Annotated in this window: 23 protein-coding genes; 14 read left to right on the top strand and 9 right to left on the bottom strand. The window is 68.7% G+C overall.

The features are described 5' to 3' along the window. The 3 genes from ABIE19_RS10995 to htpX all read right to left on the bottom strand — a co-directional run. On the bottom strand, positions 1 to 1,289 hold a 1,289-nt coding region (locus ABIE19_RS10995; RefSeq protein WP_354089229.1), incomplete at its 3' end, for a HAMP domain-containing protein. A gap of 305 nt (positions 1,290 to 1,594) precedes the next feature. After that, entirely contained in the window at positions 1,595 to 2,335 is a 741-nt protein-coding gene (gene trmB, locus ABIE19_RS10990) for a tRNA (guanosine(46)-N7)-methyltransferase TrmB (protein ID WP_354089228.1), read from the bottom strand. A gap of 43 nt (positions 2,336 to 2,378) precedes the next feature. Beyond that, positions 2,379 to 3,353, bottom strand: a complete 975-nt coding sequence (htpX, locus tag ABIE19_RS10985) for a zinc metalloprotease HtpX (RefSeq protein WP_354089227.1) — start codon at positions 3,351 to 3,353, stop codon at positions 2,379 to 2,381. 85 nt (positions 3,354 to 3,438) lie between these two features. Between htpX and ABIE19_RS10980 the strand changes: the two genes are divergently transcribed. Together ABIE19_RS10980 and ABIE19_RS10975 are read left to right on the top strand one after the other, a co-directional pair. Further along, positions 3,439 to 3,687 carry a DUF1674 domain-containing protein gene (locus ABIE19_RS10980; RefSeq protein ID WP_354089226.1) on the top strand — a complete coding sequence of 83 codons (249 nt, stop codon included), beginning with the start codon at positions 3,439 to 3,441 and terminating at the stop codon, positions 3,685 to 3,687. Between the two features lie 116 nt (positions 3,688 to 3,803). Further along, on the top strand, positions 3,804 to 4,637 hold the full coding sequence (locus tag ABIE19_RS10975) for a hypothetical protein (protein WP_354089225.1): 834 nt from the start codon (positions 3,804 to 3,806) through the stop codon (positions 4,635 to 4,637). 49 nt (positions 4,638 to 4,686) lie between these two features. On the opposite strand, the gene pyrF is transcribed toward ABIE19_RS10975, so the two are convergent. Next, positions 4,687 to 5,421, bottom strand: coding sequence for an orotidine-5'-phosphate decarboxylase (gene pyrF / locus ABIE19_RS10970; RefSeq protein WP_354089224.1), 735 nt, complete (start codon positions 5,419 to 5,421; stop codon positions 4,687 to 4,689). 97 nt (positions 5,422 to 5,518) lie between these two features. Here pyrF and ABIE19_RS10965 point away from each other — a divergent pair, with 97 nt between their 5' ends. Further along, entirely contained in the window at positions 5,519 to 6,217 is a 699-nt protein-coding gene (locus tag ABIE19_RS10965) for a MarC family protein (RefSeq protein WP_354089223.1), read from the top strand. 179 nt (positions 6,218 to 6,396) lie between these two features. Here ABIE19_RS10965 and mdh read toward each other — a convergent pair whose 3' ends face one another. Beyond that, complete coding sequence (gene mdh / locus ABIE19_RS10960) at positions 6,397 to 7,359, bottom strand: malate dehydrogenase (RefSeq protein WP_354089222.1); 963 nt, start codon at positions 7,357 to 7,359, stop codon at positions 6,397 to 6,399. A gap of 141 nt (positions 7,360 to 7,500) precedes the next feature. Here mdh and ABIE19_RS10955 point away from each other — a divergent pair, with 141 nt between their 5' ends. The 9 genes from ABIE19_RS10955 (at position 7,501) to ABIE19_RS10915 (ending at position 13,738) form a co-directional block, all read left to right on the top strand. Continuing rightward, positions 7,501 to 8,247, top strand: a complete 747-nt coding sequence (locus ABIE19_RS10955) for an EcsC family protein (protein WP_354089221.1) — start codon at positions 7,501 to 7,503, stop codon at positions 8,245 to 8,247. Continuing rightward, positions 8,244 to 8,660 (top strand): HIT domain-containing protein, encoded by a 417-nt coding sequence (locus ABIE19_RS10950; protein ID WP_354089220.1) that lies wholly within the window; start codon positions 8,244 to 8,246, stop codon positions 8,658 to 8,660. The genes ABIE19_RS10955 and ABIE19_RS10950 overlap by 4 nt, the downstream gene beginning before the upstream one ends. 125 nt (positions 8,661 to 8,785) lie before the next feature. Further along, positions 8,786 to 9,238 carry a succinate dehydrogenase, cytochrome b556 subunit gene (gene sdhC, locus ABIE19_RS10945; protein WP_354089219.1) on the top strand — a complete coding sequence of 151 codons (453 nt, stop codon included), beginning with the start codon at positions 8,786 to 8,788 and terminating at the stop codon, positions 9,236 to 9,238. Continuing rightward, positions 9,235 to 9,624, top strand: coding sequence for a succinate dehydrogenase, hydrophobic membrane anchor protein (gene sdhD / locus ABIE19_RS10940; RefSeq protein WP_354089218.1), 390 nt, complete (start codon positions 9,235 to 9,237; stop codon positions 9,622 to 9,624). Before sdhC ends, sdhD begins: the two co-directional genes overlap by 4 nt. Positions 9,625 to 9,631: 7 nt before the next feature. Next, positions 9,632 to 11,416: a succinate dehydrogenase flavoprotein subunit gene (gene sdhA / locus ABIE19_RS10935; protein WP_354089217.1), complete on the top strand. Its 1,785-nt coding sequence runs from the start codon at positions 9,632 to 9,634 to the stop codon at positions 11,414 to 11,416. An 11-nt stretch (positions 11,417 to 11,427) separates the two neighbouring features. Next, positions 11,428 to 12,225 (top strand): succinate dehydrogenase iron-sulfur subunit, encoded by a 798-nt coding sequence (locus ABIE19_RS10930; protein WP_354089216.1) that lies wholly within the window; start codon positions 11,428 to 11,430, stop codon positions 12,223 to 12,225. 26 nt (positions 12,226 to 12,251) lie between these two features. After that, complete coding sequence (locus ABIE19_RS10925) at positions 12,252 to 12,590, top strand: gamma-glutamylcyclotransferase family protein (RefSeq protein WP_354089215.1); 339 nt, start codon at positions 12,252 to 12,254, stop codon at positions 12,588 to 12,590. 37 nt (positions 12,591 to 12,627) lie between these two features. After that, positions 12,628 to 12,948, top strand: a complete 321-nt coding sequence (locus ABIE19_RS10920; protein WP_354089214.1) for a 2Fe-2S iron-sulfur cluster-binding protein — start codon at positions 12,628 to 12,630, stop codon at positions 12,946 to 12,948. A gap of 1 nt (position 12,949) precedes the next feature. Next, positions 12,950 to 13,738 (top strand): kinase, encoded by a 789-nt coding sequence (locus tag ABIE19_RS10915; protein WP_354089213.1) that lies wholly within the window; start codon positions 12,950 to 12,952, stop codon positions 13,736 to 13,738. A gap of 71 nt (positions 13,739 to 13,809) precedes the next feature. On the opposite strand, the gene ABIE19_RS10910 is transcribed toward ABIE19_RS10915, so the two are convergent. Together ABIE19_RS10910 and ABIE19_RS10905 are read right to left on the bottom strand one after the other, a co-directional pair. After that, entirely contained in the window at positions 13,810 to 14,664 is an 855-nt protein-coding gene (locus tag ABIE19_RS10910) for an HAD family hydrolase (RefSeq protein WP_354089212.1), read from the bottom strand. Between the two features lie 60 nt (positions 14,665 to 14,724). Further along, positions 14,725 to 17,037 (bottom strand): PAS domain-containing sensor histidine kinase, encoded by a 2,313-nt coding sequence (locus tag ABIE19_RS10905; RefSeq protein WP_354089211.1) that lies wholly within the window; start codon positions 17,035 to 17,037, stop codon positions 14,725 to 14,727. Positions 17,038 to 17,185: 148 nt separating this feature from the next. Between ABIE19_RS10905 and ABIE19_RS10900 the strand changes: the two genes are divergently transcribed. Further along, complete coding sequence (locus ABIE19_RS10900) at positions 17,186 to 17,596, top strand: metallopeptidase family protein (RefSeq protein ID WP_354089210.1); 411 nt, start codon at positions 17,186 to 17,188, stop codon at positions 17,594 to 17,596. Further along, positions 17,589 to 18,416 carry an ABC transporter ATP-binding protein gene (locus tag ABIE19_RS10895; protein ID WP_354089209.1) on the top strand — a complete coding sequence of 276 codons (828 nt, stop codon included), beginning with the start codon at positions 17,589 to 17,591 and terminating at the stop codon, positions 18,414 to 18,416. The genes ABIE19_RS10900 and ABIE19_RS10895 overlap by 8 nt, the downstream gene beginning before the upstream one ends. Positions 18,417 to 18,419: 3 nt before the next feature. Here the strand turns inward: ABIE19_RS10895 and ABIE19_RS10890 are convergent, their stop codons facing one another. Next, positions 18,420 to 19,817, bottom strand: a complete 1,398-nt coding sequence (locus ABIE19_RS10890; RefSeq protein ID WP_354089208.1) for an RsmB/NOP family class I SAM-dependent RNA methyltransferase — start codon at positions 19,815 to 19,817, stop codon at positions 18,420 to 18,422. After that, a complete protein-coding gene (locus ABIE19_RS10885; protein ID WP_354089207.1) occupies positions 19,814 to 21,769 on the bottom strand; it encodes a potassium transporter Kup in 1,956 nt (651 codons plus the stop codon). The genes ABIE19_RS10890 and ABIE19_RS10885 overlap by 4 nt, the downstream gene beginning before the upstream one ends. Between the last annotated feature and the right edge of the window lie 38 nt (positions 21,770 to 21,807).

Genomic DNA, 21,807 nt, shown 5'->3' with positions numbered 1-21,807 from the left:
ATCTGGCCCATGGCCGCCACTGCGTCGCGCACCACCTGGCCGCTCTTCTCCGCGTCGCCGCGCGCCGCCTGGACCACGTCCGAGGCCTGACGGGCGCCCGAGGCCGTCTTATTCACCGTCGCCGTGATCTCGTCCAGGGCCGCCGCCGTCTCTTCCAGCGAGGCCGCCTGCTGCTCCGTACGGCGCGACAGGTCGTCCGAGGCCTGAGAAATCTCTCCCGATCCGGAACGGATCGCCGCCACGTTCGACACCACGACGGAAACGGCCTGCTCTAGCTGCGAGATCGCCGCGTTGAAGTTCGTCTTCAGTTCTTCGGCCTTAGGCGCGACGTTCGCGGTCATCCGATGGGTCAGGTCGCCGTTGGCCATGGCCTGCAGGCCTTCCGCCAGGGCCGTAATGGCCACGCGGTCTTCCTCTGCGGCCCTGGCCTTCTCGGCCTCGACGCGGGCGCGATCCTCTTCCGCCGCCGCGCGCTGCGCCGTCGCTTCGGCCTCGAGGCGGTCATTGGCGATGGCCGCGTCCTTGAAGGCCAGGAGAGCGCCGGCCATTTCGCCGACCTCGTCCTTGCGGCCCATGGCCGGGACGGCGATGGTCTTGTCCCCGCCAGCCAGGCGACGCATGGCCGCCGTCATGGCCGTAATGGGGGCGGCGATCATCTTGGCCAGGCCGAGACCGAACAGGGCCGCCAGAGCCATGGCGATCGCCACGCCGACGCCGACCGCAATGCGGGTCGCCGCGAAGGCCTCGGTCTGATCCTTGATGGCGGCGTCCTTGCGATCGGACTGAGCCTTGGCGATGGCCGCGAAGGCTTCGGTGATCGGCTTCATCAGTTGGGCGGGAACCTCGCTCTCCGTGATGGCCAGGGCCTGGGCGCGGGTTTCCGGATTGCCGGCGAAACGGACTTCCGGATCGATGACCGTCTCCTGATAGACGGCGACGGCCTGCACCAGGGCGTCGACGCGTTCGGCGGCGCCGGGGATATGGGCGGTCAGGGTCTTCAGTTCGGCCGCGCCCTCGCGGAAATCGGCCTTGTTGGATTCGATGCGCTGCACCTGCATGGACCGGCCCGACAGCATATAGGCCAGGACGGCGCTTTCCTGCTGGTCCACCGCGCGTCGCAGCAGGTTGGTCTTGGCCGTCACGGTCTCCGCCAGGGCGACCGTTTCCTTGGCCTTTTCAAGGGCGTTCACCTGGATGAACACCACCACGCCGAGCGCGACGATCACCGCCACGATCATGGCGAAGGCGCCCGCCAGTTTTCGAGATATCTTCACGTTGTCCAGATTCACCGGAGATTGTCCTGTACTAGGTCCATCGACGCGTTTCGACGCGCCGACACGCTTCAAAAACAAAGGGTCAGGCGTCGTCGTCGGCCGTGGTCGGCCCAGGGACGATCTTGAGGCGAACGTCAGCGCGGCATGGCGTCGTCGACGGCCGGTTCGATCCGCCGTCGGTTCTCATCATCCGCATCGTCGCTCTTTCCCCCGAGATAGTCCGGTGAAAATCACGGATACGAGTAAACGCCAGACGAAGCGGCGAGTGCGGGCTATCCCTTGCGTAATTGCCCTTAGGTCAAGTCGCGAGGACCGCGGACCTATCGCGAGGCGTCGCGGGCGAATTCCAGGAAGATGGGCGTGGTGTCGCCCAGCTTCTTTTCCTCATACCGCGTGACGACGTGGTCGGCCGGGACCGCGAACCAGTCGGCGCCTTCGGTCATGATCCGTGTCAGACCCGGCGTGCGATCCAGCCGCTCCAACGCCCAGTCGGCGTAATCCAGCCAGTCGGTGACGAAGCGCACCCGGCCGCCGGGCTTCAGCAGGCGAGCGATCTCGACCGCCGTCTCGTCCTGCAGGAAGCGACGCTTGTTGTGGCGCGCCTTGTGCCAGGGATCGGGGAAGAGGATCATCACCCGGTCCAGGGAGGCCTCGGGCAGGGCCGCCATGACCGCGCGGGCGTCGTCGGCGTGCAGGCGGACGTTCTTCAGACCGCCCTCCTCCACATGGCGCAGGGCCGAGGCCACGCCGTTCAGGAAGGGTTCGCAACCGATCATCAGGGCCTGGGGATTGCGCGCCGCCTGGGCCGCCAGGTGTTCGCCGCCGCCGAAACCGATCTCCAGCCAGACTTCCTCGGCCTCGGGCGCCAGGACCTGCGGGTCGATCGGGCCCTTGGCCGGGTCCGGCACGGCGATCCGGGGCATCAGGGTGTCGAACAGGGCCGCCTGGCGCGCCTTGATCGGCCGCGACTTGATGCGCCCGAAGGAACGCAACGGGCCGTGGGCCTTGGTCCACTCGGGGCGGTCGGCTTCGGTCGGTTCAAGGTCGGGCGTATCGGTCATGGCGCGCGCTCTAACCCCTTAAGGCCGCGCACGCAAAGGGCGATCAGCCCCAGGGACCGCGCGAGGACGAAGGCGGCGAAGGCGTCGTCGGCACGCTGGTCCGAGGCGCGCTCGCCGTCGGAGCAGGCGCGACGGGGGCTGAGGCAGGACCTCGGTTCATGCCCATCCTGGCCCCCAGCTCCATCAGGGCGCGGACGCGATTGCCTGTGGCCGGGTGGGTCGAGAAGAGGTTGTCCGCGCCCTTCCCGTTCAACGGATTGATGATGAACATATGGGCCGTGGCCGGATTGCGCTCGGCCGGGGCGTTCACCGCGCCGCGCGCATAGGCTTCGATCTTCTGCAAGGCGGAGGCCAGGGCGTGGGGATCCTTGGCGATCTCGGCGCCGACGCGGTCGGCCTCGTATTCCCGGGCGCGGCTGACGGCCATCTGCACCAGGCCCGCCGCCATGGGCGCCAGCAGCATCAGGGCGATGGTCCCGATCATGCCGCCTGGCCGCTCCCGGTCGTCGCCGCCGCCGAAGAACAGGGCGAAGTTGGCCAGCATGGCGATGGCCCCCGCGATCGTCGCCGTGACCGTCATGGTCAGGGTGTCGCGGTTCTTCACATGGGCCAGTTCGTGCGCCATCACGCCCCGGATCTCCTCGCGGGTAAGCATGTCCAGAAGCCCGGTCGTGGCGGCCACGGCGGCGTTCTGGGGATTGCGGCCGGTAGCGAAGGCGTTGGGCTGGTCGTTCGGAATGATGGTGATGTTGGGCAGGGGCAGACCCGCGTCCGCCGCCATCTGCTTCACGTCGGCGACATAGGCCCGGACCACGGCGTTGGGGTGGGTCTCGTCCACCGGCTGAGCGCGGTACATCCTCAAGACGATCTTGTCCGCGTTCCAATAGGAAAACAGATTCATGCCCGCCGCGACGACCAGGGCGATCGCCATGCCCGTCGCGCCGCCGATCAGCCAGCCGATACCCATGAAGAGGGCGGTCATCACGGCCAGAAGGGCGAATGTCTTCAGATGGTTCATGCGGTCCGGGGCGCGTCAGGGGTGACGAAGAAATCCTGAGCCCCTATTTGAGCCCGAGCATTCCCGCTCTCAAGGCAGTCTCCCTGTGACCGAACAGCCCACCCCGCCCGCCGAGGCGACCGCCGAACCGGCTCCCGTCTTCAACGCGGACGTGCCCCACGCCACGCCGGAGCGCCCGTTGAGCGAGGTCGCGCGCCGCGCCCTGATGGAAGCGGCCGAACGTCGCAAGTCCGCCGAGGAGGCCGCCATGGCCGAGGAGCACGGCGGTCCGCGCGGCCCCGAACCGACGCGCTACGGCGACTGGGAGAAGAAGGGCCTGGCCGTCGATTTCTGACGCGCGCCCCTTCGTTTCGCCCCCTCATTTGGGCCCTCATTTCGCCTGAGGGGAGAATATTGAACGCTCCGGCCGAAACGGCATTAACCTTTACGGCTGAAAAAAGGAGCGTGGCCATGAAGGCTGTCCTGTACATCGTCGCCGGCGCGGCCGTGCTCGTCGCCGGAACCGCCGAAGCGCATCAGCGCCAGGCGCGTTTCAACGCTGCGTCGGATTACGCCCGACAGGCCTATGTCGACCGCGGTCCGGTCGTCGAGAGCCGAGCGCGGACCTATTATCACGACACGGGCTGGCAGGGCGGATACGGCCCGGTCGAGTCCTACGGCTATGGATACGGCTACGGCGGCGCCGGATCGCGTCCGCCGGTCGTGGTCGCCCCGCCGCAGGAGCCGATCCGTCACGGCGGATACGGCTATGACGTCAGCCGCTCCATGCCCTTCGGCTATGTGGTCGACGGCTACGGCCGCTATCCCTGGGCGCGCGGCGGATACGGCCAGGGTCAATATCAGGGACAATACCAGGGCGGCTATTATCAGGGCGGCTACGACAACTGCGGCCGCTGCGGCCCGCCGCCCCAACCGGTTCGCTATCGGTCGGAGCCGATCTACGTCAGCCAGCCGCCGGTCTATGTCTCGCAACCGCCCGTCTATGTGGAATCCCCGCCGGTCTATGTGCAGCCGGCCCCGGTCTACGTTGAACCGGCCCGCATCCAGGTGGCCCCGCCGCCCGTCTATGTGGCGCCCGCCGACGTGCGCGTCGCCCCGGCCCAGGTCGAGGTGGCCCAGCCCCAGGTCCACGTGGCGCCGCCCCGCGTGGAGACGGCGCCGCCGGTCGTGAACTTCGAGCAGGGCTATTATGCGGTTCCGGAAGCGGCCCCGCCGCCTCCCCCGCCTCCGCCCCCCTCGCGGACGGAGCGTCCCTATCGCCAGGAACGCGGCGAACGGGGTTGATCGGATCAGGGCGGCGTCGAAAGGCGCCGCCCTTTTTCATGTCGGCCGATCAGATCAGGGCGATCTCTTCGGATACGGCCTGCGCCGCTGCGCGCGGATCGGCCACGGCGGTGATGGGGCGTCCGATCACCAGATGGGTCGCGCCGGATCGCAGAGCGCTGGCCGGCGTCGCCGCCCGCGCCTGATCGTCCAGGGCCGCGCCGGTCGGGCGCACGCCGGGCGTCACGATCAGGAAGTCGTCGCGGCCCGCCGCCAGGGCGATCTCACGCACCCGCGCCGCCTCGTGCGGGCTGGAGACGACGCCGTGGATTCCGGCCTCCAGCGCCTGACGCACGCGCAGTTCGACCAGATCGGCGGCCGACAGGCTGTGATCGTCCGCCTTCAGGTCATCCTCAGTCAGACTGGTCAGGACGGTGACGCCCAGGATCTTCAGGTCCGAGCCCGCCGCCCCGCGCGCCGCCGCCGCCATGACCTGCGGCCGGGCGTGAACCGTCAGCAGGTCGCAGCCGGCGTTGGCCAGAACCGCCGTCGCCTTCTCCACCGTCGCGCCGATGTCGTGCAGCTTCCAGTCCAGGAAGACCTGGGCCCCCGCCGCCTTCAGTTCGCGCGCCAGACCCATGCCGTCCGAGGCGAAGAGCTGCAGCCCCACCTTGTAGAAGCCGACCGCGTCGCCGATCCGATCGACCAGGGCGCGGGCCTCGTCCGTCGTCGGCACGTCCAGAGCGCAGATGACGCGGGGGTCGAAGGGACGATTGGGCGCGGCGACAGGGCGGGCTTCGGACATTTCCGGCTCTCAGCGGGTTGCGGGCGCGCGCGGATGCCCCGATAGGTGGGACAAGGAGTCGCGGTCGCGCGGCGGGTTTTCAGGGCAGGGGCAAGCAATGAACGCGGTCGATCTGGGGGTCAACCTGTTCGTGGCGCTGTTCGCGCTGCTGGATCCCATCGGCAATGTGCCGATCTTTGCGGCGGCGACGGCGGGGGCGTCGCTGCGTCAGCGGATCACCGTCTCGGCCATGATCTGCGCCTTCGCGGCCGTCTTCCTGGGCTTCTTTTTCTTCACCGGCCTGGGCCTGCTGCAGTTCTTCGGCATTTCTCTGGCCGCCTTCCGCATCGCGGGCGGCATACTGCTGCTGCTGCTGGGCCTGGACATGGCGCGCGAGGACTTCCTGAAGATCTTCGCTGACGCGGACGCCGTGACCGACGCCAAAGACGTGCGCGGCTACGCCAAGCGACGGTTCAAGCGCCTGATCGTCCCCTTCGCCATTCCCCTGATGATCGGACCCGGCGCCATATCGGCCATCATCATCCAGGCGGGCGAGGCCGAGAAACTGGGCTTCGCCGGCACGGTCGCTTCCCTGATCGCCATGGGAGCGGCCTGCGTCGTCACCTTCCTCTGCTTCGCGGCGACCGGCCCCATCAGCCGCATCCTGGGCGACGTGGGCATGGCCATCGTGGTGCGGGTCCTGGGCCTGATCCTGTGCGCCCTGGCCATCCAGTTCATCCTGATGGGTCTGGGCGAAGCCCTGCCCGGCATGATCAGCAGCGGCGTAACCGCCCCCTACCCTTCCGGCGGCCACTGAAGCCGCCCGGCGCAACCGCCAGTCTCCCCAAAAGACGTCCAAGAAAAAGGGCCGCATCCGAGGATGCGGCCCTTTCATCTTGTTCGGCCCGGGTCAGAAGGTTCCGCCTTCTCGACCCGACACGCCGGGACGCTCATGCGCTCAAGCAGCGAGCCGCCACGCGGCTCGCGTCGGCACCCTTAAGCCAAGGAAGGCTCGATGTCCTTGCAGGCCTGGATCAGGCCGTTCACCGACTCCACCGACTTGGCGAACATGGCCTTCTCGTCGTCGTTGGTTGCGAACTCGACGATCTTCTCGACGCCGGCGGCGCCGATCAGGGCCGGGACGCCGACGTAGAGGTCGGACAGGCCGTATTCGCCCGACAGCCAGACGGCGCAGGGCAGGACGCGCTTCTGGTCCAGCAGGTAGGACTTGGCCATGGCGATGGCGGATTCAGCAGGGGCGTAGAAGGCCGAACCGGTCTTCAGCAGGGCCACGATCTCGCCGCCGCCCTTGCGGGTGCGCTCGACGATGGCGTCCAGGTCGGCTTGCGACAGGAAGCCGGCGGCGACGGCGTCGGGCAGAGGCAGGCCGCCCACGGTCGAGTGACGCACCATCGGCACCATGTCGTCGCCGTGGCCGCCCAGGGTCCAGGCGTGGATGTCCTGGACCGAGACGCCGGTCTTTTCAGCCAGGAAGTAGGCGAAGCGGGCCGAGTCCAGCACGCCGGCCATGCCGACGACCTTCTCCTTGGGGAGCCCTGAGAACTTCTGCAGAGCCCAGACCATGGCGTCGAGCGGGTTGGTGATGCAGATGACGAAGGCGTCGGGGGCGTGCTGCTTGATGCCCTCGCCGACGGCCTTCATCACTTTCAGGTTGATGCCGATCAGGTCGTCGCGGCTCATGCCCGGCTTGCGCGGCACGCCGGCAGTGACGATGCAGACGTCGGCGCCCGCGATGTCGGCGTAGTCGTTAGCGCCCTTGAGGGCCACGTCCTGGCCGAAGACGGCCGAGGCCTCGGCGATGTCCAAGGCCTTGCCCTGGGGGGTGCCTTCGGCGATGTCGAACAGGATGACGTCGCCCAGCGCTTCGCGCGCGGCCACGTGGGCCAGGGTTCCGCCGATCATTCCGGCGCCGATGAGGGCGATCTTCGCGCGAGCCATACAGGTCTCTCCAGTCGATGTTGCGTGTGCGAAACGGTACTCGATGGCGGGCGGTCTAGACCCGCAAGGGAGCGGGAGCAAGCGCCGGGCGTTGCGCCTTTGGTCGGCCCCTGCGAGGGTCGCCGAATCCAGAGGGGCGCGATGACCGCTGCGGAAGACGATCGACAGTATGAAGCCCGGGTGCTCAGGGAAGCCGAGGCCTGGCGCGAACGCCAGCTGCGTGCGCCCGGCCTGTGGGACAGGACCACCCGCGCGACCCAGGACCGGATCAACGGCCTCATCCCCGAGCGAGTGCATCAGATCGTCACCTCCGGCGTCGAGCTGACGACGCGGGGCATAATGGCCGGGGCCGAATGGACCACGGCCAAGCCCCTGCTGCACGGCGATCTGAGGACCCGCGAAGAGCTGATCCGCACCCGCGTCGACCTCTATCGCACCACGGCCAGCGCCGAGGGCGGGGTGGCGGGGGCCGGCGGATTCCTGCTGGCGGCGGCGGATTTTCCGGCCCTGCTGGCCATCAAGGTCAAGCTGCTGGCCGAGATCGGCGCCCTCTACGGCCATTCGGGAAAGACGCTTCCCGAGCGGCTTTATCTGCTGCGCATCTTCCAGATGGCCTTTTCCAGCGCGCGGCATCGGCCCGAGGCCCTGGCGGCGCTGGAGGCGGCGGGGCGGGGTCTGCACCAGCCCGAGCGCATCCAGGACTTCGACTGGCGCAGGTTCCAGCTGGAGTATCGCGACTACATCGACCTGGCCAAGCTGGCCCAGCTGATCCCGGTGATCGGGGCGCCGGTCGGGGCCGTGGTCAACTGGCGGCTGACGACCCGGCTGGCGACGACGGCGATGAACGCCTATCGCCTGCGCTGGTTCGAAGACGAGCATCTGACATGACAGACTTTAAAGCTGACGCCGCCTTCGAGGCCGGGTCCGTCTTCGCCGTCGACTGGCCCCTGTGCCAGGTGCGGCTGCAGGACGACGCCCGCTTCCCCTGGCTGATCCTGCTGCCCCGCGTGGACGGCGCGGTGGAGCTGGACGACCTGAGCCGCGATCAGCGCGCCGCCCTGATGGATGAAGTGGTGCGGGCGGGCGAAGTGGTGCGCGCCCTCGCCGAAGCGGCGGGGCGGCCCATCGACAAGCTGAACACGGCGGCCTTGGGCAACGTCACCCGCCAGCTTCACATCCATGTGGTCGGTCGGCGCCGCGACGACGGTCTGTGGCCCGACCCGATCTGGGGGCGTCCGGGCGCGGTGCGTCTGTCCGAAGACGATTTGGCGGCGTTGTTGCGAGCGATTCGCGAGGCCTGATCAGGAAAATGCGATCAGCGGCGCTTATCCGCCCCGCTTCGTTGACACCCGGCCTTTGCGGTCACTAAAGCCTATCGCACTGCAACCGGGCCTGTTTTTCCACAGGTTTTTTGAGAATCATTCGCATGTCGAACCTTCCCCAGGGTGCGGGCGACCCGACTGGCCGCTACGTCCGCCATCCCAACGGCCACGTGGCGCCGATGTCGCCCTTCACCAGCGTCTGGCGGTGGCACATCACCATGACGGCCTCGATCCTGTTCCGCGTCACCATCGGCGCGGCCACGGTCGGCGCGGTCCTGCTGCTGGGCTGGGTCGCGGCGGTCGCCGCCGGTCCCGAGGCCTACGCCAAGGTCGCCGCCTGCTCGGCCTCGCCGTTCGGCCTCTTCATCTGGTTCGGCCTGTCGCTGGTGGTCTTCTCCTTCCTGCTGAACGGCGCCCGCCACCTGATCAACGACGCCGGGAAGGGCCTTGATCTGAAGTCCGCCAATCTGATGGCCAATATCGCGGTCTGGGGCCCTCTGGTCGTGACCGTGCTGTTCTGGGTCGTCCTGTTCGCCGCCGGAAAGGTTTCGCTGTGAGCGCCGCCCCCAAGTTCAAGAACCATGTGAAGATCTCCGAGCGCCACGGCGCCGGCGAGTGGAAGATCGAGAAGCTGGCCCTGCTGGCCCTGATGCCCCTGGGCCTGTGGGTCCTGTCGTCGGGCTTCACCCTGGCCGGCGCCGGCTATGAGGCCGTGGCCGCCTGGTTCGGCAATGCGCTGAACGCCGGCCTGCTGGGCCTGACCGCCGTAGTCTTCTTCCTGTTCGCCAGCCTGGCCTGGAAGGTGATCATCGAGGACTACGTCCCGACGCCCTCCTCCCGTTCGGCCTTGATCATGGTGTCCAACCTGATCTTCCTCGTGCTGGCCGCGGCCAGCGTCTTCTTCATCGTGCGGGCCGCCGGCGCCCTGCCCGCCGGAGTCTGATCCCGTCATGGCTGCTTACGAGCTTATCGATCACGAATACGACGTCGTCGTCGTCGGCGCCGGGGGCTCCGGCCTGCGCGCCGCCCTGGGCGCCGCCCAGCAGGGCCTGAAGGTCGCCTGCGTCACCAAGGTCTTCCCCACCCGTTCGCACACCGTGGCGGCCCAGGGCGGCATCTCCGCCTCGCTCGGCAATATGGGCGAGGACAGCTGGCAGTGGCACATGTACGACACCGTCAAGGGGTCGGACTGGCTGGGCGACCAGGACGCCATCGAATACCTAGTCCGCAACGCGCCCCAGGCTGTCTATGAGCTGGAGCACTGGGGCGTGCCCTTCAGCCGCACCGAAGAAGGCAAGATCTACCAGCGCGCCTTCGGCGGCATGACCCGCAACTTCGGCGAAGGCCCGGTGCAGCGCACCTGCGCCGCCGCCGACCGCACCGGTCACGCCATCCTGCACACCCTGTACGGCCAATCGGTCCGTCGCGAGGTGAAGTTCTTCATCGAATACTTCGCCCTGGACCTGATCATGCAGGACGGCGCCTGCACCGGCGTGACCGCGCTGCAGCTCGACACCGGCCAGCTGCACCAGTTCCGCGCCAAGATGGTGGTTCTGGCGACCGGCGGCTACGGCCGCGCCTACTTCTCGGCCACCTCGGCCCACACCTGCACCGGCGACGGCAACGCCATGGTGCTGCGCGCCGGCCTGCCGCTGCAGGACATGGAGTTCGTGCAGTTCCACCCGACCGGCATCTACGGCGCCGGCTGCCTGATCACCGAGGGCGCCCGCGGCGAGGGCGGCTACCTGACCAACTCGGAAGGCGAGCGCTTCATGGAGCGCTATGCGCCGACCGTGAAGGACCTGGCCCCGCGCGACATGGTTTCGCGCTCCATGACCATCGAAATCCGCGAAGGCCGCGGCGTGGGTCCGAACAAGGACCACATCTTCCTGCACCTGGACCACCTGGATCCCAAGATCCTGCACCAGCGCCTGCCGGGCATTTCGGAATCGGCCAAGATCTTCGCCGGCGTGGACGTAACCAAGGAGCCGATCCCGGTCCTGCCGACCGTCCACTACAACATGGGCGGCATCCCGACGAACTATCACGGCGAGGTGCTGACGCTGCGCGACGGAAACCCCGACAGCGTGGTTCCCGGCCTGATGGCCGTGGGCGAGGCCGCCTGCGTCTCGGTGCACGGCGCCAACCGTCTGGGCTCCAACTCCCTGACCGACCTGGTGGTGTTCGGCCGCGCCGTCGGCCTGCGCTGCGGCGAGGTCGTGGACAAGGCCTCGGCCGTGCCGTCGGCCTCCAAGGCCCAGACGGACGCCCACCTGGCCCGCCTGGACCGCTTCCGCAACGCCTCGGGCTCGACCCCGACCGCCAAGCTGCGTCTTGAGATGCAGCGCGCCATGCAGTCGGACGCCGCCGTCTTCCGCACCGGCAAGACCCTGGACGAAGGCGTCCAGAAGCTGCGCTCGATCGACGCCGCCGGCTCGGACATCAAGGTCTCGGATCGCGGCCTGATCTGGAACACGGATCTGATGGAGACCCTGGAGTACGACAACCTGATCGCCCAGGCCCTGGTCACCATCGAAGGCGCGGCCAACCGCACGGAATCGCGCGGCGCCCACGCCCGCGAGGACTATCCGGACCGCGACGACGTCAACTGGATGAAGCACACCCTGGCCTGGAAGCGTCCGGGCGAAGGCGTCCAGATCGACTACCGTCCGGTGCACAAGTACACGATGACCGACGAGGTCTCGTACATCGAGCCCAAGGCTCGGGTTTACTAAGGGGATCGCAGATGGTTCAGCTCAGCCTCCCGCGCGGCTCCAAGCCCACGACCGGCAAGGTTCACAAGGCCCCGGCCGGCGCCAAGAACGTCAAGACCTACAAGGTCTATCGCTATGACCCGGAAACGGATTCCGATCCGCGCTGGGACAGCTACGAGGTCTCGACCGACGATCACGGCCCCATGCTTCTGGACGCCCTGATCCACATCAAGAACGAGATCGACCCGACCCTGTCGTTCCGTCGCTCGTGCCGTGAAGGCATCTGCGGCTCGTGCTCGATGAACATCGACGGCCGCAACACCTTGGCCTGCACCAAGGGCTGGGACGAGTGCTCCTCGCACAACATCACCATCGCCCCCCTGCCCCACCAGCCGGTGGTCAAGGACCTGGTGACGGACCTGTCGCTGTTCTACGCCCAGTACGACTCGATCCAACCCTACCTCCAGTCGGACACGCCCGACCCGGAGAAGGAGCGTCTGCAGTCGCCCGCCGACCGTGAGAAGCTGGACGGCCTGTACGAGTGCATCCTGTGCGCCTGCTGCTCGACCTCCTGCCCCAGCTATTGGTGGAACCAGGAAGAGTATCTCGGCCCGGCGGCTCTGCTGCAGTCCTATCGCTGGATCTCGGACAGCCGCGACGACGCGACACAGAAGCGCCTCGACGACCTCGAGGACCCCTTCAAGCTGTATCGCTGCCACACGATCATGAACTGCGCCCAGGTCTGCCCCAAGGGGCTGAACCCGGCCAAGGCGATCGCCGAGACCAAGAAGCTGATGGTCGCGCCGAGCCGCAAGAAGACAGCAGCCTGACCCTCCGAACCGAGGCCGTTTCTTCCATGACCGACATCCTGCTCTTTTCCTACGGGACCCTGCAGGACCCTGAGGTGCAGAAGGCCAATTTCGGCCGGCTGCTGGAAGGAACGGCCGATCGGCTTCTGGGCTTCGTCCTGTCCGAGGTCGAGATCACCGATCCCAGGGTGATCGCCGAAAGCGGCCTGAGCCGTCATCCGATCCTCCAGCCCAGCGACGACCTCGCCGATGCGATCGAGGGGACGGCCTTCCGCATCACCGGGGACGAACTGCGCGCCGCCGACGCCTATGAGAGCGCGGACTACCGACGGGTCCTGGCGCCCCTGGCCTCCGGCCTTGAAGCCTGGGTCTATATTGCGGCCTGACCTACGCCGCGCCCCCAACCTGTGCTAGCAGCCCGACATGGCCAAGATCACCTATATCGAGCACGACGGAACCGAACATACGGTCGAGGTCCGGAACGGCCTGTCCGTCATGGAAGGCGCGATCCGCAACAATGTGCCGGGCATCGACGCCGACTGCGGCGGCGCCTGCGCCTGCGCCACCTGCCATGTCTATGTGGACGAGAATTTCGCCGCCGAGACCGGCCGCCCCTCGGCCATGGAGGAGTCCATGCTGGACTTCGCCGAGAACGTCGAGCCGAACAGCCGCCTGTCCTGCCAGATCCGCGTCACCGACGACCTGGACGGCCTGATCGTGCGCCTGCCGCAAAGCCAGCACTGAGATGATCGACGCCCGGCTGCTGGACGCGGTCGGGGCCTTGGTCGAGGCGCGCGCGCGCCCAGACCATGTTCCGTTGATTGGAATCGCCGGGGCGCAGGGCTCGGGCAAGACCACCCTGGCGCAGCTCGCCGCCGAACGGTTCGGCGCCGCCTGCCTGTCGCTGGACGACGTCTATCTGACCAAGGCCGAGCGCGAGAGGAAGGGCAGGGCGGTCCATCCCCTGTTCGCCGTGCGCGGCCCGCCGGGAACCCATGATCTGGAACTGCTGGAGGCGACGGTGGGGGCCCTGCGCGCGGCAGGAGCCGACAGCCGCACGCCGCTGCCCGCCTTCGACAAGCTGGCCGACGACCGCCGTCCCGAGGCCGACTGGCCCATGTTCGCGGGTCGCCCGACGGCGGTGCTGGTCGACGGCTGGTGCCTGGGGGCGACGGCGCAGGCGGACCTTGAACTGGTCGAACCCGTCAACGCCCTGGAGCGCGAGCGGGACGGGCCGGGGGTTTGGCGGCGCGCGGTCAACGCCGAACTGGCCGGGCTCTACGCCGAAGCCTTCGCCCGCTTCGACGCCATGCTGTTCCTGAAGGCGCCCTCGTTCGACGCCGTGCTGGACTGGCGCTGCGAGCAGGAGGCGGGGCTGATGGGCTTGGCGCCCGGCGACCTGCCGCCGGAACGGCGCGCCGAGATGACCGTCTTCATTCAGTATTTCGAGCGCATCACCCGCCATATGCTGGCGGGCGGGGTGAGGGCGGATGTGACGGTCCCGTTGGGTGAGGATCGGCGTCTGATCTTTTGACGTCGCGCCGACACCCCTCATCCGGCCCTGAAGGGCCACCTTCTCCCACAAGGGGAGAAGGATGGGTGAGTTTAATCCGCCGGCATGCGGCCGTAGTTGACGGCGATGCGGCCGATCAGGCCCTTGACGATCAGGTCAACCGGCGTGCCTTCGCGATAGTCGCCCTCGGCGACGAAGTTGACCCGGTCTTCCGAGATCAGGCGGTGGATCTTGTTGTGATCGCGCGGGGTGTTGTCGGGGTCGTAGACGGCGATGGAGAAGCCGCCCTTGGTGTGCATCATCTTCATGGTCGGGACGTCGGTGTCGCCGTCGCCGAGGAAGATCATCCGGTCGAAGGGGATGGGGCGTTCCTCGTCCGGGATGAAGCGGTTGATGCGCTCATCGTCCCAGTGGTTGTGCACGCCCTTGTTGATGCGGAACAGGTACTGGGTCTTGGTCGTGTAGTTGACGCCGACGGCGGGCCAGACGGCGACCTCGTTCTCGTCATAGGCGTATTTCGAGGCGAAGACGTGGGTGAAGGCCTCGGCGATGGGGCAGCCCTGGATCATCTCCTCCAGGCCCGCCGAGATGATGTAGTGCTCGATCTCCAGGCCGTACTGGGCGCCGAAGGCGTTCATGCGGTCGAACCAGCTGCGGTCGCGCAGGCCTTCGAACAGGGCCACGTCGCGTCCGTGATCCTGAAGCGTCTGGCGCGTGACGGGCGCGCCCTGTTCGCGCGCAGCCAGCAACATCATCTGCATGTACATCAGGATGCCGTCGCCGTCGGAGGCGATGGTCCGTGGACGGACGGTCTCGTTCCAGAACTGGGAAGGCGTCATCCCTATGGAGGGAATGAAGCTGACTTCCTGCATGTTGCCGCGGGCCAGGGTGCCGTCGAAATCATAGATGATCGCGGTCTTGAGCAGGGGGCGGGGGGCGTCGGCCATGGAGTTTCCTGATGGGCTTGGACCGGCCCTCTAGCACGAAACCGCATGGAAACGCAGCCGTCAGCCCAGCAGCAGCTCCGGCGCGGCGGTCGGCGCCGTAGCCTCGACCGGCAGGTGCAGGATGAAGGCCGCGCCCTTGCCGGGCTCCGACTGGACCTCGGCCCAGCCGCCGTGCAGTTCGACCAGGGCCTTGACCAGGGCCAGGGCCACGCCCGGCCCGCCACGCTCGCGCCGGACGAAGCGGTCGAAGACGTGCGCCTGGAGGTGGTAGGGGATGCCGCGCCCGGTGTCCTCGACCCGGATGCGGACCTCGCCCGAGCCGATCTCGGCGCTCAGGGTCACGGCCCCGCCCTCTGACACGGCCCGACAGGCGTTCTCCAGCAGATGGTCCACGGCCTGGCCGATGCGGCGCGCGTCGGCGCGGATCGGCTTGAGGCCGGCGGGGCAGGAGAGGTTCAGGACGGCGCCGCGCCCCTCGACCTTGGACCGGACCTTCTCGGCCGAGGCCTCCAACAGGTCGCAGACCCGCATGTCGCCCAGGGCCAGCTCCATCTCGCCCGCGTCGATCTGGGCCATGTCCAGCACGTCGTCGATGGAGCGGGCCAGGTGGCTGGCGGCGACGCGGATGGCGCCCGCGTGCTGGCGACTGCGTTCCGGTAAGTCGCCCATGGCTTCCAGCAGTTCCGAATAGCCGACGATGGTGGTCAGGGGCGTGCGCAACTCATAGGAGACGCTGCCGACGAACTCGCGCTTCAGGGCCTGGCTTTCGGCCAGGGCCGCTTCCTTGGCCGCCAGGGCCTGCTCCAGGCCGCGTCGGGCGGTGACGTCGGAGAAGGCGACGAGGGTGGCGCCGTCGGGCAGGGGGCGGGTCTGCCAGGCGACCATGCGGCCGTCCTCCAGCCGGCTTTCGCCCGCGATGGGCACGCGGCTTTCAGGATCGGGGTCGGCCACCCGCGCCTTCAGTCCCAGCCAGAGGGAGGCGTCGGGCAGGACCGGCCGGCACAGGGCGGCCACGGCGTCGAAATCCCCGGCCTCGGCCAGGCGCGCGGCGGAGACGCCCCAGAAGATCTCGAAGGCGTCGTTGTGCAGCCGCAGCCGCCCGTCCGAGCCGAAGACCGCCACCGCGTCGTTCAGCTTGTCCAGAGTCGCCGTCTGGACCTGGATCTGGGCGTTGTAACGGCTGCGCAGTTGCAGTTCGTCGGTGATGTCCGAGAAGATCAGCAGGATGCCGCCTAGGGGGTGGGGCTGGCGCACCACGCGCAGGGTACGGCCGTCGGGCAGGGACCAGGAGTCGTCCGGCGAGGCCTGGGCCGCGCCGTAGAAGTCCAGTTCCTTGGCCTTCCAACCGGCGTAGTCGACGACCTCGGGCAGTTGGCGCTTCTGGCGCAGGCGATCGAGCAGTTCGGCGTGGGTCGGGCGCTCGTCCAGCCAGGCCGGGTCGATGGCGAACAGCGACTGGAAGGCGGTGTTGTGGAAGGCCAGCCGCTTGGACGGCCCGAAGATGGCCACGGCGTCGGCCAGGTGGTTCAGGGTCTCGTCATGGGCCTCGACGTGGCGGCGCAGGGTGTCGCGCGTCTCTTCGGCCTCGGTCATGTCGATGGCGAAGGCGATCACGGCGCCGCGCCCGCCCGCCAGGGGCTCGGCCAGGATGCGCCAGGCCTTGCGGCGGCCGTCCGAGGACACCCAGCGGAAGCCCTCCTGCCGGGCGTTCAGGCGCGAGGCCTCGGCCACCACGGCGTCGGCGCCGCGATCGAAGCTGAGGCCGGCCTCGCGGGCGTCGGTCAGGGTCTCGGCCCGGGTCTCGGTCAGCCAGGCGCGGTTGGCCCAGATCAGGCGGCCGGTCCCGTCCACGACCCAGGTCGGAGCGGGCGAGGCCTCGGCCAGGGCGCCCAGGCCCGCATCGGCCGCCGCCTCGGCGCCGCCCAGGCGCGACAGGCGCAGCCAGGCCGAACCGCCCAGGGCGCGCCCCTCGACCGCCCAAGGGCCGTCCTCCGTCTCCAGCAGGACCTCGAAAGGCTCGCCGCGGCGGATCAGATTCTCCATCCGGGCGGGCTGGGCCTCGTTCATGGTCCGCACGACGGCGTCGCCCGCCGCCGTCCCGTCCAGACCCGGCGCCAGAACGGCCAGGGCTTCGGGGGCGCCGAAGACGGACTGAGCGCTTCCTTCAGGCGTCAGGGCCAGGCGCACGTCGTCGAAGACGTTCAGCGCGCCCTCGCAGGCGGCGGCGTGGACGCGCTCATTCGACATCCAGCGCTCGATCTCGACCTCGCGGGCGCCCAGGCGCGCACGCAGACGCCAGGCCCAGGCGCTGATCGCCAGAGCCAGTCCGGCCGCGCCCGCTGTGGCCACATAGGCGATGTCGGCCTCGGCCATGCCTTCCCCAAGAGAAATCTCGATCGAACCGCCGGCCCGGCGCGAGGCGGGATCGACCGATTCGCGTTTACCATACTCTGATTGCGCGAATTGCGATGCGGCGCTGCTGTGGATTGCCGTCGCCGCCGTCGCGGGCGATATCGGTTCCATGACCCAGACGTGGAACGATCAGGCCGCCCCTTCGCTCGACGACTTCGCCCGCCTGGCCGAAGCGGCCTTCGCCGGCCTGCCCGACCTGTTCCGACAGGCGGCCGGGGAGGTGGTGATCCGTGTCGACGACTTCGCCGACGAGCAGACCCTGAACGACCTGGAGATCGAGGACCCGTTCGAGCTGACCGGCCTCTATTCCGGAGTTCACATCGGCGAACGCGACGCCATGGGTCCGGCGCCCGAGCCCTCGCGCATCTTCCTCTATCGCCGCCCCATCCTGGACGAATGGTGCGAGCGCGGCGACGTGGGCCTGGCCGAGATCATCGCCCATGTCCTGATCCATGAGATCGGCCACCATCTGGGTCTGGACGACGACCAGATTCACGCCATCGAGGACGAGGATGACTGACGTCCTGGCGCACGAACCCCTGGACGGCGATCAGGCGGCCGCGCCCCTGCTGGAGATCGCCCACGCCACGGTGGCGCGGGGAGCGACCCATATCCTGAAGGACGCCTCCCTGACGATCGAACACGGCCGGCACACCGTGATCCTGGGCCGCAACGGCTCGGGCAAGTCGACCCTGGTCAAGCTGATCCTGCATCAGATCCATCCCCTGCACGGCGCGCGCGTACAGTTGTTCGGACGGGATCGGTGGGACGTGTTCGAACTGCGCAAGCAACTGGGCTTCGTCTCGCCCGCCCTGCAGGCCGACTTCGCCGGCGAAGAGCCGCTCGAGGTGATGGACGCCGTGGTGTCCAGCTTCTTCGCCTCACGCGGGGTGTGGCGGCGCGAGACCGTGACCGAGGAGATGCGGGCGCTCAGCCTTGAAGCCCTGGCCCGGGTCGAAGCCGATCACCTGATCGGCCGGTCCATGGCCGGGCTGTCGACGGGCGAGGCGCGACGCGTGCTGATCGCCCGCGCCCTGGTCCACCGCCCGCGCGCCTTGTTGCTGGACGAGCCCTGCGCGGGGCTGGACCCGGCCGCGCGGCGGCGCTTCCTGGACGGGCTGAGGCCCCTGGCCCGCGACGGCGTGACCCTGATCCTGGTGACGCACCACGTCGAGGAGATCCTGCCCGAGATGGAGCGGGTGGTGATGATGCAGGACGGACGCCTCGCGCGCGACGGGAGCAAGGCCGAGCTGTTGACCGACGCGGCCCTGAGCGACCTGTTCGGCCTTCCGATCCGGGTGTCGGAGCGGGGCGGCTGGTTCGGCGCCGAGGTCGGCTAGACCCTAGCTCGCGACCCGTTCCAGCTTCGCGACGAAGAAGCCGTCCAGGCCGCCGCGTTCGGCCCATTGCGACGGCAGGACGCGCAGCCAGCCTTCGGGCGTCAGGGCCTCGTCCGGGGCGCCGATCTCGGCCGGGACGGCGGGGACGGTGCGGAAGGCGGGGTTGCGACGCAGGAAGGCGATCACCTGGGTCTCGCCCTCTTCGCGTTCCAGCGAGCAGACGCAATAGACCAGACGGCCTCCCGGCTTCACCCTCTCGGCCGCCACGTCCAGCAGACGGTGCTGCACGTCGGCCAGCTTGGCCACGTCGGCGGGGCGGGTGGCGCGCAGCACTTCCGGATTGCGGCGATAGGTGCCCGTGGCGGTGCAGGGCGCGTCCAGCAGGACGGCGTCGAAGGTCCGGTCATCCTCCCAGTCCTCGGCGGGAACGGCGACGACCTCGGCCTTCAGGGCCATGCGCTCGAAATTCTGGCGCAGCCGCTTCAGACGGGCTTCCGACCGGTCCAGGGCCGTGACCTCGGCGCCCGCGGCGGCCAGTTGCAGGGTCTTGCCGCCGGGCGCGGCGCACATGTCCAGGGCCGTCTCGCCCGGCTTGACGGCCAGGAGGCGCGCGGGGAGGGCGGCGGCGGCGTCCTGGACCCACCAGTCGCCCTCGGCGAAGCCGGGCCAGGCGGCGACGTCGCCGCGCTTGCCGGTGCGGACCGTGCCGCCGGGCAGGGCCTCGCCCTCGACGGAGGCGGCCAGGACGGCCGCATCGACGGAGGGCTTGGCCGTCAGGTCGGTCGCGGGCTCTTCTCTGGTGGCCAAGGCCAGGCCGATCAGGGCCGCCTCGCCGTAGGTCGCCTTCCAGCGCGCCGCCAGCCAGTCGGGCAGGTTGGCCTCGGCCGTCGTCAGGCCGGGACCGTCGCGGCCCACGCCGCGCAGGACGGCGTTGACCAGGTTCTTGTAGGGACGGGTCTTGGCGTCGCGCTCCGCCAGCTTCACGGCCGTCGAGACGGCGGCGAAGGCGGGCGTCTCCAGCACCAGGGTCTGGGCCAGGGCGATGCGCAGTATGGTCATCACCGCAGCGGGCGGCGCCTTGTTCAGGCGGCGCTCCAGGATCTGGTCGATCTCGCCCAGACGGCGCAGGGCGGCCATGGCCGCGGCCCTGGCGAAGGCGCGATCCGGCGCCGGCAGGTCGCGGGCGGGCGACTGACCCAGGGCCTCGTCCAGGCCGGTGCGCTTCTCGAGCGCGGCGTTCAGCAGGACGCCGGCGACCAGGCGGGCCTCGACGCCGATGTCGGCGTGGGGATCGTTCGTGAGAACCTCGGGCCTGGCCTCGCGACGCGGGCCGCGCGCCTTTTCCGCCATGCGACGACCGCGCGCCGCCGAATTCCTGCCCTTGGGCGTTCCACCACTCATACGGAGACCTGCGTGCCCAGCTCGACCACGCGGCCGGGAGGGATATGGAAGAAGTCGGTCGGATTGGCCGCGTTGCGCATCAGGAAGATGAACAGCTTGTCCTGCCACAGGGGCATGCCTTGACGCGCCGAGGGGACCACCGAGCGACGGCCGAGGAAGAAGCTGGTCGACATGATGTCGAACTTCAAACCTTGTTTGCGGCACAGGCCCAGGGCGCGCGGCACGTTCGGCGTCTCCATGAAGCCGTAGGTGATGGTCAGGCGTTTGAAGTCGTCGCTGATCGGCTCCATCGTCACGCGATGATTGTCGGAGACGCGCGGCCGGTCGGCGGTGTGGACCGTCAGGATGACGTTCTTCTCGTGCAGGACCTTGTTGTGCTTGAGGTTGTGCATCAGGGCCACCGGCGCGACCTCGGGGTCCGAGGTCAGGAAGATGGCCGTGCCGGGCGCGCGATGCGGCGGGCGGGCCTTCAGCATCTCGATCAGGTCATGCAGGGGCAGGCTGTCCTTGCGGGTCTTCTCCGTCAGGATCTGGGTGCCGCGCACCCAGGTCCACATGATCAGCACCAGGCCGCCGCCCAGGACCAGGGGCATCCAGGCGCCGTCCGGGATCTTGAGCAGGTTGGAGGTCAGGAAGACCGCGTCGATGAAGCCGAAGGGGATCAGGACCGCCAGCACGGCCCACAGGGGCCAGCGCCACTTCTTGGTCACCACCGAGAAGGACATCAGGGTGTTGACCAGCATGGTGCCGGTGACGGCCACGCCATAGGCCGCCGTCAGGTTGTGCGACGACTGGAAGGTCAGCAGCAGGAAGAGGACGCCGATCATCAGCAGGCTGTTGACCGCCGGGACATAGATCTGGCCCGCCAGGGTCTCCGACGTATTGCGGATGTCGATGCGGGGCAGGAGGCCCAGCTGGACCGCCTGCTGCGTCACCGAGAAGGCGCCGGTGATGACCGCCTGGCTGGCGATGACCGTGGCCGCCGTGGCCAGGACCAGCATGGGCCAGTAGATCATCTGCGGCACCATGTTCCAGAACGGATTGTCCGCCGCCCCGGGGTTGTCCAGCAGGAAGGCTCCCTGGCCCAGATAGTTCAGCGTCAGGCAGGGCAGGACCACGAAGAGCCAACCCTGGCGGATCGGCGCCTTTCCGAAATGACCCATGTCGGCATAGAGGGCCTCGGCCCCCGTGACGGCCAGGAAGACGCTGCCCAGGATGACGAAGCCCAGGAAGCCGTCCTTGAGCAGCAGCTCGACGCCGTAGGTCGGCGACAGGGCGCGCAGGATGCTGATGTCGTCGAAGATGTGGGTCAGGCCCAGGACGCCCAGGCTGAGGAACCAGACGGCGGTGATGGGGCCGAAGAACTTGGCCAGGCCGGCGGTGCCGCGCGACTGGACCAGGAAGAGGGCGATGAGGATGCCCGCCGAGATCGGCAGGATGAAGGGGTCCAGCTCTCCGTTCAGGCCCGGCGCGTCCTTCAGGCCCTCGACGGCCGAGAGCACCGAGATGGCGGGGGTGATGACCCCGTCGCTGTAAAACAGGGCCGCGCCGCAGACGCCGAGGATGAAGAGCCAGGCGCTGCGCCGGCCGACCGCGTGCTGGGCCAGGGCCATCAGCGACAGGGTGCCGCCCTCGCCCTTGTTGTCCGCCCGCATCAGGAACATGACGTATTTGAACGTCACGACGATCATCAGGGCCCAGAAGGCCAGGGAGACCACGCCGATGATGGCCAGATCCCCGCCGACGCCCTTCTGCGCGTGGCCGATGGCTTCGCGCAGGGCGTAGATCGGGCTGGTGCCGATATCGCCGAAGACCACGCCGATAGCGCCCAGGATCAGGGCGCGATGCGTCGCCTTGCCGTGTCCCCCGCCATGCGGAGTCTGGGCGTTCGGTTGTTCAGAAGCTTTTGCGGCGGACGTCTCGGCGTCGCCGCGGGGCGTATCCCCGGCCATGCATAACCTCCGGGCCGCGCAAGGGGCGCGCCCATCAA

Origin of the sequence: Brevundimonas faecalis, from assembly GCF_040549405.1 — a bacterium.
Taxonomy (GTDB): Bacteria; Pseudomonadota; Alphaproteobacteria; order Caulobacterales; family Caulobacteraceae; genus Brevundimonas; species Brevundimonas faecalis.
This window is presented reverse-complemented; position numbering and strand designations above follow the sequence as displayed.